Source organism: Streptomyces sp. LUP47B, from assembly GCF_001746295.1.
Lineage (GTDB): Bacteria > Actinomycetota > Actinomycetes > Streptomycetales > Streptomycetaceae > Streptomyces.
Window position 1 is genome coordinate 682,865 of record NZ_MJAH01000002.1, and the last position, 13,929, is coordinate 696,793.

Genomic DNA, 13,929 nt, shown 5'->3' on the forward strand with positions numbered 1-13,929 from the left:
CCCTCTCCTCAGTACGCCAGGGCACGGTCGACGGCGTCGAGTACCCGGTCCAGGCCCGGCAGGTACTCCTCCTCCAGGCGGGCCGGCGGGTAGGGGGCGTGATAGCCGCCGACCCTGAGCACCGGGGCCTCCAGGTGATAGAAGCAGCGCTCGGTGATCCGGGCCGCGATCTCCGCGCCCGAACCGAAGAACACCGGGGCCTCGTGGACCACGACCAGGCGCCGGGTCTTCTCCACCGAGGTCTGGATCGAGTCGAAGTCCAGGGGCGAGACCGAGCGCAGGTCCAGGATCTCCAGCGACTTGCCCTCCTCGGCGGCCGCGTCGGCGACCTCCTTGCAGAGCTTCACCATCGGGCCGTACGCGACGAGGGTCAGGTCGGTGCCCTCACGGACCACCTTGGCCTTGTGCAGGGGGTCGGGGATCGCCTCGGTGTTGACCTCACCCTTGTCCCAGTACCGGCGCTTGGGCTCGAAGAAGATCACCGGGTCGTCGCTCTGGATGGCCTGCTGCATCATCCAGTACGCGTCGGAGGGGTTGGAGGGGCTGACCACCTTCAGGCCCGCCACGTGCGCGAAGAGCGCCTCGGGCGACTCCGAGTGGTGCTCCACGGCGCCGATGCCGCCGCCGTAGGGGATGCGGACGACGACGGGCATCTTGACCTTGCCCAGCGAGCGCGCGTGCATCTTCGCGAGCTGGGTGACGATCTGGTCGTAGGCCGGGAAGACGAAGCCGTCGAACTGGATCTCCACCACCGGTCGGTAGCCGCGCAGGGCGAGGCCGATCGCGGTGCCGACGATCCCGGACTCGGCGAGCGGGGTGTCGATGACCCGGTCCTCGCCGAAGTCCTTCTGGAGGCCGTCGGTGACGCGGAAGACGCCGCCGAGCTTGCCGACGTCCTCGCCCATGACGAGGACCTTGGGGTCGGTGTCCAGGGCGCGCCTGAGCGATTCGTTGATCGCCTTGGCCAGTGCCATGTTCGTGGATGTCACGTGTTCCGCTGCCATGATCAGGCCCCTTCCCCATCCGTGAACGACGCCTGGTAGGCGGCGAACTCGGCCCGCTCCTCGTCGACGAGCGCGTGTCCGTCCGCGTACGCGTGCTCGAAGAGGGCGAAGCGGTCCGGATCCGGCATCGCACGCACCGCCTCACGCACTCGCCTGCCCAACGCCTCGGACTCGGTCTCCAGTTCCGCGAAGAATCCCTCGTCCGCGTGGTTTGAGGCCTCCAGGTACCGGCGAAGGCGCAGGATCGGGTCCTTCGCCTCCCATGCCTCGCGCTCCTCGTCGGCCCGGTACTTGCTGGGGTCGTCCGAGGTGGTGTGGGCGCCCATGCGGTAGGTGTAGGCCTCGACGAGCGTCGGTCCCTCGCCGCCGCGCGCCCGCTCCAGGGCCCACTTGGTGACGGCCAGCGACGCGAGCACGTCGTTGCCGTCGACCCGTACGCCGGGGAAGCCGAAGCCCTGCGCGCGCTGGTAGAGCGGGACGCGGGTCTGCTTCTCGGTCGGCTCGGAGATGGCCCACTGGTTGTTCTGGCAGAAGAACACGACCGGCGCGTTGTAGACCGCGGAGAAGGTGAACGATTCGGCCACGTCACCCTGGCTGGAGGCGCCGTCGCCGAAGTAGGCGATGACCGCGGAGTCGGCGCCGTCCTTGGCGACGCCCATCGCGTAGCCCGTGGCGTGCAGCGTCTGGGAGCCGATGACGATCGTATAGAGGTGGAAGTTGTTCCCGTTGGGGTCCCAGCCGCCGTTGTTCACCCCGCGGAACATGCCGAGCAGGTTGGTCGGGTCGACCCCGCGGCACCAGGCCACGCCGTGCTCGCGGTAGGTGGGGAAGACGTAGTCGTCGTCGCGCAGCGCCCGTCCCGATCCGATCTGGGCGGCCTCCTGGCCGAGCAGCGAGGCCCACAGGCCCAGCTCGCCCTGGCGCTGCAGGGAGGTGGCCTCGGCGTCGAAGCGGCGGGTGAGCACCATGTCGCGGTAGAGGCCGCGGAGCTCTTCGGGGGTGATGTCGGCGACGTACTTGTCGTACTCGGCGTTCTTGACGCGCTTGCCCTCGGGCGTCAGCAGCTGAACCAGTTCGGGCTTGGTGCTCGGGGACTTCCTCGTCCCGGCGCTGCGTCGCGGCTTGCGCGCGGCAGTGCTCTCCACGGTCACGTGTGCTCCTCCGTCGGTCCGGCCCTCGGGGTTGCCGGGAGCTGGGGGTCCCCCCAGCTCGTTCAGAGCCTGGGGAAGCGGCTCACCTGTTTCCGACACCCGTGCACGGGGTGGGTGCCACTTGGCCGGAACAGGCGTGACAGGTGCCCCGGCGAGCGCCCTGCAAGAATCACGTTACCCAGTGCGCCACATTTCTGTGAAACCCCCTTTGACCTGCGATTTTGCTTGGATTTCCAAGTAAATCGGGAAAGCCGTGAAGGGGCGCTGGTCACAGCCTTGCAGCAGGCCGGAGCAACGGCACGTTATCCCGTCGACCCAGGTCACCGGAAGAGCTTCCGCGTTCGACTTGCCGAGGGCGTGAAGAAGTAAAAGTCAGGCCATTTCTCCTGGCCGTGCCTGCACGGCGTACAAACCCAGCCACTTCGAGGACGTCCCGTGACCGAAGAAGACCGGCAGCGACTTACTGTGTCGGTCTGTGACTTTACGTGACAACGCCCAGCTCACGGCGCTGTATCGTGCCCTAGCATCTGGCGCGTGCCGCGCTCTCCTGTACCACCCCTCATGCCTCATGCGCCCCCGTTGGGCGCCCTCCTCCGCCAGTACGCCGCCGGATCCGTCCTCGCCTGCGATCCCGTCGACCAAGGCCTCCTCAACCGCGGCTACCGGCTCCGTACGACGCGCGGCCGCTACTTCCTCAAGCACCACTTCGACCCCGAGACGGCCGCCCCCGAGGCGATCGCCCGCCAGCACGGCGCGACCCAGCGCCTGGCCGCCCTCGGCGTCCCGGTCGCCCCACCCCTCCCGGCCCACGACGGCCGCACGGTCGCGGTCGTCGGCGGCCACGCCTACGCCCTCCACCCGTGGATCGAGGGCCGCCATCGCCACGGCGCCCAGCTCACCGCCGAACAGTGCGGCCGACTCGGGGCGCTGCTGGGGGTGGTGCACGCGAGTCTGGAGCGGGTGATGCCGATGGCGGGGCGCGAGCAGGGGGAGACGAGTGCGTCGGCGGGCGGAGCAGCACCAACCGACGAAGGCGCCCCGGACAGCGAGCCGCGCACGTCGTCGGGCGCGGGAACACCGAATGGCCGACGCCTCGCACGGCCAGGAGAAGGGGTGCCGGACGGCCGGCACCGCGCGCGGGCGGGCCGGAGCGCACCGGGTGCGGAACGCGCCGTATCCATGCGCCGCCCCGCAGCGCGTGCCGACGGCGCCCGCGCCGGGAAGCCGCACGCCCAGAACGCCGAGACCACGCCCCCCGTCGACGCCGGCGCCGACCCCGCCGCCACCTTCGCGCTCATCGACGACCTCCTCGCACGGGTGCGCGGACACCGACCGGCCGACTCCTTCGACGAGCTGGCCCGGCACCGGCTCCTGGAACGGCGGTCACTGCTCGAACAGCACGTGGGACGGCGGCCTCCGCACGGCGGGCAGGTGGGCTGGGTGCACGGGGACTTCCATCCCTTCAACCTGCTCTACCGCGGCGACGCGCCCGCCGCGATCGTCGACTGGGACCGGCTCGGCGTGCAGCCCCGCGCGGAGGAGGCCGTACGCGCCGCCGCGATCTTCTTCGTACGCCCCGCGGGGACGCTCGACCTGCCGAAGGTGCGGGCGTACGCGCGCGCGTACCGGCGTACGGCGGGAGCCACGCCCTCGGAACTCGCGGCGGCCGTGCATCGCGTGTGGTGGGAGCGGCTCAACGACTTCTGGATGCTGCGCTGGCACTACGAGCGGGGTGACACCCGCGCGGATTCCCAGTTCCCGGCGGCGTCGGCGCTGGTGGTGTGGTGGACGCGGGAGTACGAGGCGGTGTGCGACGCGTTCGTCGGATGACGCGGCGGCCTCGGAAACGGCACGCGCGCGTGGCGCCCGTTCCCGGGGCCACGCGCGCGTGAAGGATTGCGGGCGGTCAGGAGTTCCCGCCGTCGCCGCCTTGCGTGCCCCCGACCAGGTCGGTCGGGTCCGGCGATTCCGTCGGTTCCGGCGCCGTATCGGTCGGCTCGGCCGTGTCCGTCGGCTCCGTCGCCGTCTCGGACGGCTGGGTCTCCGTGGGCGAAGGCGTGTACGAGGGCGTGTACGACGGCGTATAGGACGGCGTGTAGCCGGAGCCGCCGGAGTCGCCGCTGTTGTCCGTGGACGTGTCGGTCTCTTCCTCGGTCGGCTCGTCGCTCGGCGTCTCGCTGGCCGTCTGGTCGTCGGTGGACTGCGAGGTGGACGGCGTCACGGAGCTGCCGGCGCCGCCACCGCCCCCGCCACCGCCGCCGCCGTTGAGCGCCAGGGCGACGCCCGCCGCGACGGCGATCACCGCGAGGACGGCGAGTATCCACAGCTTGCCGCGGCCGCTGCCCCGGTTGCCGTGTCCCTCGAAGCCGCCGTCGTCCCCGCCGCTGTAACCGGACGGCAGGATCGGCTGGGGAATCTGGGTGGTGCCGGAGGAGTCGCCGGGGTGCGGCAGCACGCTGGTGCTCGCGAAGCCCGCGGAGGGCGTGCCGCGGCCGTCGTGCGCCGTCACCGGGCCGGTGTTCCAGGTACCGGTGTGGCCGCCCTGGTCGTACAGCATCTGCAGGCCGTACTGGACGAGCCCGCGCATCTCCTCGGCCGTCTGGAAACGGTCGTCCGGCTCTTTGGCGAGCGAGCGCATGACCAGGCCGTCGAGCTCCGGCGGGACGGCGTCGGAGACCTGCGACGGAGGCGTCGGGATGTCCTGGACGTGCTGGTAGACGACGGAGAGCGGGGTCTCACCCGTGAACGGCGGCCGCAGCGCGAGGAGTTCGTACAGCAGACAGCCCGTGGCGTACAGGTCGGAGCGGTGGTCGACCGCCTTGCCGAGGGCCTGCTCCGGGGAGAGGTACTGCGGGGTGCCCATGACCATGCCGGTCTGCGTCATCGTCGTGGACGCGCCGTGCAGGGCGCGGGCGATGCCGAAGTCCATGACCTTGACGGCGCCGTTGTGCGTGATGATCACGTTCGCCGGCTTGATGTCGCGGTGCACGATGCCGTGCTGGTGCGAGTAGGCGAGGGCCTCCAGGACCCCGGAGACGATGATCAGGGCCTGCTCGGGACCGGGCGCCTCGGCGTTGAGCAGCAGATCCCGGATCGTCCGTCCCTCGACGATCTCCATGACGATGTACGGCACCGACTGGCCGCCGACGTAGTCCTCGCCGGAGTCGTACACGGCGACGATCGCGTGGTGGTTGAGGCCGGCCACGGACTGGGCCTCGCGCGTGAAGCGGGCCTTGGAGGTCGGGTCCTCGGCGAGGTCGGCGCGCAGCAGCTTGACCGCCACGGTGCGGCCGAGCCGCACGTCCTCGGCCGCGAACACCTCGGCCATACCACCCCGGCCGAGTCTGTGGGTCAGCCGATATCGGCCGTCCCCCACCAGTCCGCCGTTACCCCACAGCTCCGGCGCATCTGACATTCCGCCGCCAGTCGCCTCGGGGTCGGACGGGCCCTGAGCGCGCTGCTGCTGTGCCATCGGTCCTCGCCGTCGTTTCTGCCCGCGGTGCGCGCGGTGTTGTCACGGTCTCCGTCGGCCACGCTACAGCCTTCGCGCAAGCCACCGGTCCGGGATGAGCCCGGGGGCCGGCCCGAGACGGACCGGCCATCAAACCTGTACTACGTCTCGGCGTGCAAATCCTGTGTACCGGCCGTAGGGCACCTGTAACGCCCGCGCAACCTTTCTTTCGCGTACGGTCACGGAACGGGCACCTCGCTTCCGCGGGACCCGGGCGGCCCGGAACGGGATTCCGTGGCCAAGGTCACGCCGCCGGTCCCCGGCACGCCGACCGGGCACGGACCTCCCGCGAAGAAGAACCCGAACGAGCGCTTCCACCGGCGACATGAAGGGCCCGGCAGCGTCGGCTGCCGGGCCCTTGTCAGGTCGGGGGTTACAGGTACGGTCCGCCCGAACGGCCACCGGCACGCGGGTCGACACCTTCCTCATGGCCGCCGACGCCCGGGGGCAGCGCACGGCGCATCTGCTCCAGCTGGGCCCGCGCGGCCATCTGCTGGGCGAACAGCGTGGTCTGGATCCCATGGAAGAGACCCTCGAGCCAGCCCACCAACTGGGCCTGCGCGATACGCAGTTCCGCATCACTCGGGGTCACGTCGTCGTTGAAGGGCAGCGAGAGCCGCTCCAGCTCCTCCACGAGTTCGGGGGCCAGACCGTCCTCCAGCTCCTTCACCGAGCTGGAGTGGATCTCCTTGAGCCGCGCCCGGCTGGCCTCGTCGAGAGGAGCCGCGCGCACCTCTTCGAGCAGCTGCTTGATCATGCTGCCGATCCGCATGACCTTCGCGGGCTGCTCGACCATCTCCGTGACCGGAACCTCGCGGGAGTCGTCGTCACCCCCGCCGCCCAGCGCCATCCCGTCCTGGCCCACGACCAGGATCTGGGGACTTTCCGGCGAACCTTCGTTCCTCGGCATCTCCATGCCGCCATTCTCTCGCACTCCTACACCTCACCAGTGAGGTGCCCCCGCTACGCGCTGATCCACCGCCCGGGGAGCGGATCGCTCCCATGGCCCTGCCCGGAATGCCGGTCTCCGTCCTTGATGCCAGTCTTGTCCCGTGACTCCCTGGCTACGCGCGGCGGTGCTGGCGATCGTGGTGGGCTCGAGCACCGTCGTCCTGCCGCAGGGCGGCCGGCTGTACGGGACACCTCGGGCCTACGGCGCCGAGTTGCCGCCCCTCACCTCAGCGGGCCCGACGATCTCGGGACGCGCTCGCGGCGCCGCGAGCGCGTCGCCTTCCTTCACCGATGCGCGGTCGCCGGCCTGGCTGCTACGCAGGACCGACTGGTCCCTGGCCACCGGCACCCCGCCGCGCACCGCCCCGGGCTCGTCGGCCTCCCCCTCCGACAACCCGTCGAGCACGGTCGAGGCTCACGGACCGCGGCACCCTGACACGAACCCGGCGCCCTCCCCGCCCGCGGAACCCTCGGATTCGCCACGGGGCCACGGCCCGGAGCGCGCCTCGCCCTCTACCTCCCTCGCTCCTTCCCCCTCCGCCGCCACCCCGTCCCGCGCCGGAAGCCGTGCGGGTGAGGGGCGGGAGCGCCCGGGGCGGCGGGAGGAGCCGGAGGACGAGGACGCGGAGGCCGACGGCACGGATTCCGGGGAGACGGACGCCGGGGAGGCCGATGTCGGGGACGGTGACCTGACCCCCGTGTCGGAGCCGCCTCCGCGGACCGCCCTGGCACCGTCACGACCCGCGCAGCGGCCCGCGGCCGCACCCAAGGTGTTCATCCTGCCGCTCGGCACCGGGCTGGTACTGGTCGGCCTCGGGCTCGGGCTCGGCCTGTTCGCGCTGCGGATACGGCGCGGGTAGGGCCGTACCGGAACGCCGGAACACCTACTGCCCGACCAGCAGGACCTTGCCGATGTGGCCGCTCTCCTCGACGATCCGGTGTGCGGCGGCCGCGTCGCTCATCGGCAGCTCGCGGTCGACGACGGGACGGATGTGCCCGGCGTCCACCAGTGGCCACACGTGCTCGCGTACGGCCGCCACGATCGCCGTCTTCTCCCCCACCGGCCGCGCCCGCAGCGAGGTCGCGCTGATCGCGGCACGCTTGTTCAGCAGCGTGGCGATGTTCAGCTCGCCCTTGACGCCGCCCTGCATACCGATGATCGCGAGCCGTCCGTTGACGGCGAGTGCCTGGATGTTGCGGTCGAGGTACTTCGCGCCCATGTTGTCGAGGATGACGTCGGCGCCCGCTCCGTCGGTGGCCTTCCTGACCTCCTCGACGAAGTCCTGTTCCCGGTAGTTGATCAGGATGTCCGCGCCGAGCTCGGCACAGCGGTCCAGCTTCTCCGGCGTGCCCGCGGTCACCGCGACCTTGGCGCCGACCGCCTTGGCGAGCTGGATCGCCATCGTGCCGATGCCGCTGGAGCCGCCGTGCACCAGCAGGGTCTCGCCGGGGCGCAGGTGGGCGATCATGAAGACGTTCGACCAGACCGTGCAGACCACCTCGGGCAGCGCGGCCGCCCGCCGCACGTCGAGGCCCTTGGGCACGGGCAGCAGCTGTCCGGCCGGTACGGCGACCTTCTCCGCGTAGCCGCCGCCCGCGAGCAGCGCGCACACCTCGTCGCCCACGGCCCAGCCGGAGACACCGGGGCCGATCTCGGCGATCCGTCCGGAGCATTCCAGGCCGGGGTAGGGGGAGGCGCCGGGCGGGGGGTTGTAGAAGCCCTGCCGTTGCAGGATGTCGGCGCGGTTGACGGCACTGGCCACCACCTCGACCAGCACCTCGCCCTCGCCGGCCACGGCATCGGGCACCTCGCTCCAGACCAGCGCCTCGGGTCCACCGGGTTCGGGAATCGTGATCGCATACATGCGCCCGACGCTACTCCTCATGCCCCGCGCTCCCTCGGCACCCGCCGCTGCTCGGTCCGCGGTCCCACGCGCTCTCCGTCCTTGGACTGGTCTCCCCGAAATTCGCTGTGCACCACCGATGAGTTTGCGCGACGGTAAAGGTCCCCCCATGCGTAGCCCAAGTACGCGGAAGGACATCCCAGCATGAGCCAGCACACGTCAGCCCCGGCCATCGAAACGGCGGGCCTGGTGAAGACGTTCGGCGAGACCAGGGCCGTCGACGGAGTCGACCTCGCCGTGCCGGCCGGCACGGTCTACGGCGTCCTCGGCCCGAACGGCGCCGGCAAGACCACCACCGTGAAGATGCTCGCCACCCTGCTCAGGCCCGACGGCGGCGAGGCTCACGTCTTCGGCCACGACGTGGTCCGCGAGGCCGACGAGGTCCGCGGCCGGGTCAGCCTCACGGGCCAGTACGCCTCCGTCGACGAGGACCTCACCGGCACCGAGAACCTGGTCCTGCTGGGCCGCCTCCTCGGCCACCCCAAGAAGGCCGCTCGCGAGCGCGCCGGGCAGCTCCTGGAAGCCTTCGGTCTTTCGGAGGCGGCCGCGAAGCAGGTCAAGCACTACTCCGGCGGCATGCGGCGCCGTATCGACATCGCCGCGTCCATCCTCAACACACCCGAACTGCTCTTCCTCGACGAGCCGACCACCGGCCTCGATCCGCGCAGCCGCAACCAGGTCTGGGACATCGTGCGCGCGGTCGTCGCCCAGGGCACCACCGTGCTGCTGACCACGCAGTATCTGGACGAGGCCGACCAGTTGGCCGCCCGGATCGCCGTCATCGACCACGGCCGGGTGATCGCCGAGGGCACGAAGGGCGAGCTGAAGGCCTCGGTGGGCGCCGGGACCGTACATCTGCGTCTCAGGGACGGCGGGCGGCGGCCCGAGGCGGCGGAGATCCTACGACGGGCCCTGGACGCCCAGGTGCAGCTGGAACCCGACTCGGTCGCACTGACGGCCCGGCTCGGCTCGGCGCCGGGTGACACAGCCGCCGAACAGGCCTCGCGCGCCCTCGCCGAACTGGCCCGCACCGGGATCACCGTCGACAACTTCTCGCTGGGCCAGCCCAGCCTCGACGAGGTCTTCCTCGCGCTCACCGGACATGACACGCACGACGCCCGCGACGACAAGGACGAGGTGGCGGCATGAGCACCGCGACGCAGACCGAGGCCCAGGACCTCGCCCCCGTCAGCGCGGAGTCGCTGGCCGCACTGCTGGTCACCGGGGAGCGGCCGCCGCGCCCGAGCGCCCTGTCGGCCTCGCTGACCTTCGGCTGGCGGGCGATCCTCAAGATCAAGCATGTGCCGGAGCAGCTCTTCGACGTCACCGCGTTCCCGATCATGATGGTGCTGATGTACACGTACCTGTTCGGGGGCGCCCTGGCCGGGTCCCCGAAGGAGTACATCCAGTTCCTGCTGCCGGGCATCCTGGTGATGTCCGTCGTGATGATCACGATGTACACCGGTGTCTCGGTGAACACCGACATCGAGAAGGGCGTCTTCGACCGGTTCCGCACGCTGCCGATCTGGCGGCCGTCGGTGATGGTCGGCTATCTGCTCGGCGATGCGCTGCGCTACACGATCGCGTCCGTCGTGATGCTCACCGTCGGTGTGATCCTCGGCTTTCGCCCGGACGGCGGCGTCGGTGGCGTGGTCGCCGGAATCGCCCTGCTCGTCGTCTTCTCGTTCGCCTTCTCGTGGATCTGGACGATGTTCGGGCTGCTGCTGCGCACGGAGAAGTCGGTGATGGGCGTCAGCATGATGGTGATCTTCCCGCTGACCTTCCTGTCCAACGTCTTCGTCGACCCCCGCACGATGCCGGGCTGGCTCCAGGCCTTCGTCAACAACAGCCCGATCACCCATCTGTCCTCGGCCGTGCGCGGGTTGATGGCGGGCGACTGGCCCGCCGACGAGATCGCCTGGTCGCTGGGGTGGGCGGGCCTGTTCATCGCGGTCTTCGGGCCGGTCACCATGCGGCTCTACAACCGCAAGTGATCACTGCGAGGGCATCGGAGGCAGCAGGCGTGCGTCGGGTGCCACCTGGGTGCCCGGTGTCGCGCGCACGATCGTGATCAGCCGGTCCGTCAGCTCCAGGGTCCCGATGGCCGGATCGTCGTAGCCGAGCACCCGGTGCCCGCGCAGAACGCTCACCACCAGGTCGTCCGTCTCCCTCGGCTTCTTTCCCACCTCGGCCTTTATGACCGGTCGTTCGACGATGTCGAGCCCGCTGCCCTGCTGGATGAGGTCCTCCATCACCATGCCGGCGGCGGGACTGAGCACCGAAAGACCGAGGAGTCGGCCGGCCGCACTGGCGCTGGTGATGACCGCGTCGGCACCGGACTGCTTGAGCAGCGGCGCGTTCTCCTCCTCGCGCACGGCGGCCACGATCTTGGCGCCCTTGTTGAGCTGCCGGGCGGTCAGGGTCACGAGCACGGCCGTGTCGTCGCGCTGGGTGGCGATGATGATCTTCCGTGCCCGGTGCACCTCGGCACGCCTGAGCACCTCACTGCGGGTGGCGTCCCCGACGATCCCCGCATAGCCGTCGGCGGTCGCCGCGTCGATCGCCTTGCCGCTGGGGTCGACCACCACGACCTGCTCCTTCTTCAGACCCGTCGCGCAGACGGTCTGGATCGCCGAGCGGCCCTTGGTGCCGAAGCCGACGACGACGGTGTGGTCGCGCAAGGTGGACCTCCAGCGGTTGAGCCGCCATTCCTCCCGGGTGCGTTCGGTGAGGACTTCGAGCGTCGTGCCGACCAGGATGATCAGGAACAGCACACGCAGGGGCGTGATGACGAAGATGTTGGTGAGCCGGGCGGCATCGCTGACCGGGGTGATGTCGCCGTATCCCGTGGTGGAGAGGGTGACGGTCGCGTAGTACCAGGCGTCGAGGAAGTCGACGGACTGGTCGGAGTTGTCGTTGTAGCCGTCCCGGTCGGCGTAGACGATCAGGGCGGTCGCCGCGAGAACCAGCAGGGCCATCAGCACCCGCTTGGCGACCTGTCGGAAGGGGTGCTCCACCACCTTGCGCGGCAGCTTCACCTTGTGGGTCACGAGATGCTCGTCCGCCTGGCGGGCGATCGCGTCATGGCCCGGAAGTTTCACGTGAAACACACTCCGATGCCGGCGGACGCCCAGGGCAGGTCGAGCAGTTCGGCCTCCTGCCCCCGCCGGGCACCCCCGGGCGGTACGACGGCGAGGGCGTCCGCGGCAGCGATGCCCCGCAACATGGCCGGGCCGTTGTAGTGCAGCGGAACCGCACTGTCACCGCGCAGGACGACCGGGACGAGCCGGGTGTCGTACGGATGACCGTGGGCCTCGTCCCTCAAGGGCAGCGTGTACGGCTCCGGGGCCGGGCGGGCGGCCAGGGTGCGCAGCAGCGGCTCGGCGAGGGTGAGCAGGCCGGAGACCGCCGCCAGGGGATTGCCGGGCAGGCCGACGAGGTGCTGGTTCCCCTTGGTGCGGGCCAGCAGCATGGGGTGGCCGGGACGCACCTTGACGCCGTCGACCAGGAGTTCGGCGCCGATACGGCCGAGGACGGGGTGGACGTGGTCGACGGGTCCGGCCGCGGTGCCGCCGGTCGTGACGATCACGTCGGCGTCGGAGCCGGTGATCGCCTTGCGCAAGGCCGCGGCGGAGTCACCGAGCCGGCGTACGGCGGTGACCTCGGCGCCGAGCGCGCGCAGCCACGGCGGGAGCATCGGCCCGAGCGCGTCCCGGATCAGGCCGTCTCGCGGAGCACCCTCGGTGAGCAACTCGTCGCCGAGGACGAGGACGTCGACGCGGGGGCGGGGGACAGCGGCGAGGGTGTCGTATCCGGCGGCCGCGGCAAGGCCGAGGACGGCCGGGGTGACGAGGGCGCCGGGCGGCAGGAGTTGATCGCCGCTACGGCACTCCTGTCCGCGCGGGCGGATGTCCTGGCCGTGGACGACCTCCCGGGTGGCGTGCAGCCTGCCCTTCTCGTCGGTCTGTCCGTGCTCGCTGCGCAGGACGGCGGTGGTGTCCGGGGGGATGCGGGCGCCGGTGGCGATCCGGGCCGCCTCGCCGTCGGTGAGGGGCGCGGGCTCGGCGTGTCCTGCCAGGACGCCCTCGTCCCGTACCGCCCAGGGACCGGGGCCCGCGACCGCCCAGCCGTCCATGGCCGAGGTGTTGAAGGAGGGGAGGTCGGTGAGGGCGTCGAGGGGAGCGGCCAGGGTGAGACCGAGGGCGTCCTCGAGCCGTACGGAGACGGGGGCGCGGCGGGCGCTGCGGGTCACAGCACGGGCGGCCCGGGCGGCCGTGGCGCGGGCCTCGGCCCAGGCTGTCGCCTTGTGGTGGGCGTGCGGGTCGGGCGCGCGGCCGGAGGCCTGGGGCGGGGGTGCCGGGGCACGGTGGGCGGCGCCGTTGTCTTCCTTCACCAGCGCCAGCGCCTCCTCGACGTCGAACTCGTCGGCGTCCTCGGCGTTCTCGCCGCTCCGCAGGGACCGGGCCGTCATCCGGCGTCCGGGCGGGTGTCGGGGCCCCCGTCGGGCGTGGCGGCGGGTTCGCCGTCGGCCTCGTCGGCCCAGCGCAGGGCCAGGGCCACGGCCTTGCGCGAGGCCTCGGCGACCGCCTCGGAACCGCCGCCTGCCCGTGCGGCGGCATAGCCGACGAGGAAGGTGGTCAGCGGTGCCGCCGGCCTGGCCACGCCGTGCGCGGCGTCACGGGCGAGGTCGAGCAGCACGCCGGTGTCGACGTCGAGGTCGATGCCCAGTTCGTCCTTGACTGCGGAAATCCATTCATCCAACACGTGCCCATGCTCCCTGATGCGTGCCCTGGCGGTGGCGATGTCGTCCCAGGTGTCGCAGTCGAAGGACGCGACGGGGTCGGGGACGCGGGTGAGATCGAGGGCGGCGGTCAGCCGCCGCAGCGGAAGGCCGGTGAGAGCGCCGTGCTCCTTGGTGAGCGCGGCGAGCTCATGGCGCAGCGAGGTCGAGCGGTACGCGGCCACCAGCGGCTGGTCGCGGCCGTCGGCGTCAGTGAGCAGCACACCGCCGGCGCCGCCCGTGCGCAGGACGGTGAGCAGCAGCCGTGCGGTGCCCTCCTGGAGGAAGGGCAGGTCGGCGGAGAGCACCAGGACGTACCGCGCCGTGGTGTGCCGCAGGCCGGCGTCCAGGGCGGCCAGCGGGCCGCCGCCGGGCGGGTCCTCGCGGGCCCAGGTCACCGGCCTGGCGGTGGGGCGGGGGTCGGCGACGACGACGGTGGTGCCCGCGTCGGCGCAGGCGGCGAGGACGCGGTCGAGCAGGGCGCGTCCGCCCACCCGCACTCCGGGCTTGTCCGCGCCGCCGAGTCGCCGGGCGGCACCCCCGGCGAGCACGACCACGTCGTACACCGGACCGGCGCCTGGATCGCGCGAGGGCTCGTACGGAGTCACCCCCCGAGTATGCGTGCCGC

At 71.5% G+C, this 13,929-nt stretch carries 12 protein-coding genes; 4 read left to right on the forward strand and 8 right to left on the reverse strand.

Annotated elements, in window-relative coordinates; all coding sequences use genetic code 11:
* Positions 1–8: 8 nt before the first annotated feature.
* Together BFN33_RS09655 and pdhA are read right to left on the reverse strand one after the other, a co-directional pair.
* Positions 9–1,004 (reverse strand): alpha-ketoacid dehydrogenase subunit beta, encoded by a 996-nt coding sequence (locus BFN33_RS09655; RefSeq protein WP_176742345.1) that lies wholly within the window; start codon positions 1,002–1,004, stop codon positions 9–11.
* Between the two features lie 2 nt (positions 1,005–1,006).
* The gene (gene pdhA / locus BFN33_RS09660) at positions 1,007–2,155 is read right to left on the reverse strand and encodes a pyruvate dehydrogenase (acetyl-transferring) E1 component subunit alpha (protein ID WP_069759472.1); all 1,149 of its coding nucleotides are present in this window, start codon (positions 2,153–2,155) and stop codon (positions 1,007–1,009) included.
* A 561-nt stretch (positions 2,156–2,716) separates the two neighbouring features.
* Here pdhA and BFN33_RS09665 point away from each other — a divergent pair.
* Positions 2,717–3,985, forward strand: a complete 1,269-nt coding sequence (locus BFN33_RS09665) for a phosphotransferase (protein ID WP_079140734.1) — start codon at positions 2,717–2,719, stop codon at positions 3,983–3,985.
* A 76-nt stretch (positions 3,986–4,061) separates the two neighbouring features.
* Here BFN33_RS09665 and BFN33_RS09670 read toward each other — a convergent pair whose 3' ends face one another.
* On the reverse strand, positions 4,062–5,627 hold the full coding sequence (locus BFN33_RS09670; protein ID WP_069759474.1) for a protein kinase: 1,566 nt from the start codon (positions 5,625–5,627) through the stop codon (positions 4,062–4,064).
* 412 nt (positions 5,628–6,039) lie between these two features.
* Positions 6,040–6,582, reverse strand: coding sequence for a bacterial proteasome activator family protein (locus BFN33_RS09675; RefSeq protein ID WP_057609005.1), 543 nt, complete (start codon positions 6,580–6,582; stop codon positions 6,040–6,042).
* A gap of 136 nt (positions 6,583–6,718) precedes the next feature.
* Between BFN33_RS09675 and BFN33_RS09680 the strand changes: the two genes are divergently transcribed.
* Positions 6,719–7,477 (forward strand): hypothetical protein, encoded by a 759-nt coding sequence (locus BFN33_RS09680; RefSeq protein ID WP_069759475.1) that lies wholly within the window; start codon positions 6,719–6,721, stop codon positions 7,475–7,477.
* A gap of 24 nt (positions 7,478–7,501) precedes the next feature.
* Here BFN33_RS09680 and BFN33_RS09685 read toward each other — a convergent pair whose 3' ends face one another.
* Positions 7,502–8,482: an NAD(P)H-quinone oxidoreductase gene (locus tag BFN33_RS09685; protein WP_069759476.1), complete on the reverse strand. Its 981-nt coding sequence runs from the start codon at positions 8,480–8,482 to the stop codon at positions 7,502–7,504.
* 183 nt (positions 8,483–8,665) lie between these two features.
* On the opposite strand from BFN33_RS09685, the gene BFN33_RS09690 reads away from it, so the two are divergent.
* Together BFN33_RS09690 and BFN33_RS09695 are read left to right on the forward strand one after the other, a co-directional pair.
* Positions 8,666–9,670: an ATP-binding cassette domain-containing protein gene (locus tag BFN33_RS09690; RefSeq protein WP_069759477.1), complete on the forward strand. Its 1,005-nt coding sequence runs from the start codon at positions 8,666–8,668 to the stop codon at positions 9,668–9,670.
* Positions 9,667–10,515 (forward strand): ABC transporter permease, encoded by an 849-nt coding sequence (locus tag BFN33_RS09695; RefSeq protein WP_069759478.1) that lies wholly within the window; start codon positions 9,667–9,669, stop codon positions 10,513–10,515. Before BFN33_RS09690 ends, BFN33_RS09695 begins: the two co-directional genes overlap by 4 nt.
* Here the strand turns inward: BFN33_RS09695 and BFN33_RS09700 are convergent, their stop codons facing one another.
* From BFN33_RS09700 to BFN33_RS09710, 3 genes are read right to left on the reverse strand one after another with little or no spacing between them, the layout of a single operon-like run.
* Entirely contained in the window at positions 10,516–11,631 is a 1,116-nt protein-coding gene (locus BFN33_RS09700) for a TrkA family potassium uptake protein (protein WP_079140735.1), read from the reverse strand.
* Complete coding sequence (locus BFN33_RS09705) at positions 11,619–12,992, reverse strand: molybdopterin molybdotransferase MoeA (protein ID WP_069759480.1); 1,374 nt, start codon at positions 12,990–12,992, stop codon at positions 11,619–11,621. Before BFN33_RS09705 ends, BFN33_RS09700 begins: the two co-directional genes overlap by 13 nt.
* Positions 12,989–13,909 (reverse strand): NTP transferase domain-containing protein, encoded by a 921-nt coding sequence (locus BFN33_RS09710; protein WP_069759481.1) that lies wholly within the window; start codon positions 13,907–13,909, stop codon positions 12,989–12,991. Before BFN33_RS09710 ends, BFN33_RS09705 begins: the two co-directional genes overlap by 4 nt.
* Positions 13,910–13,929: the final 20 nt, after the last annotated feature.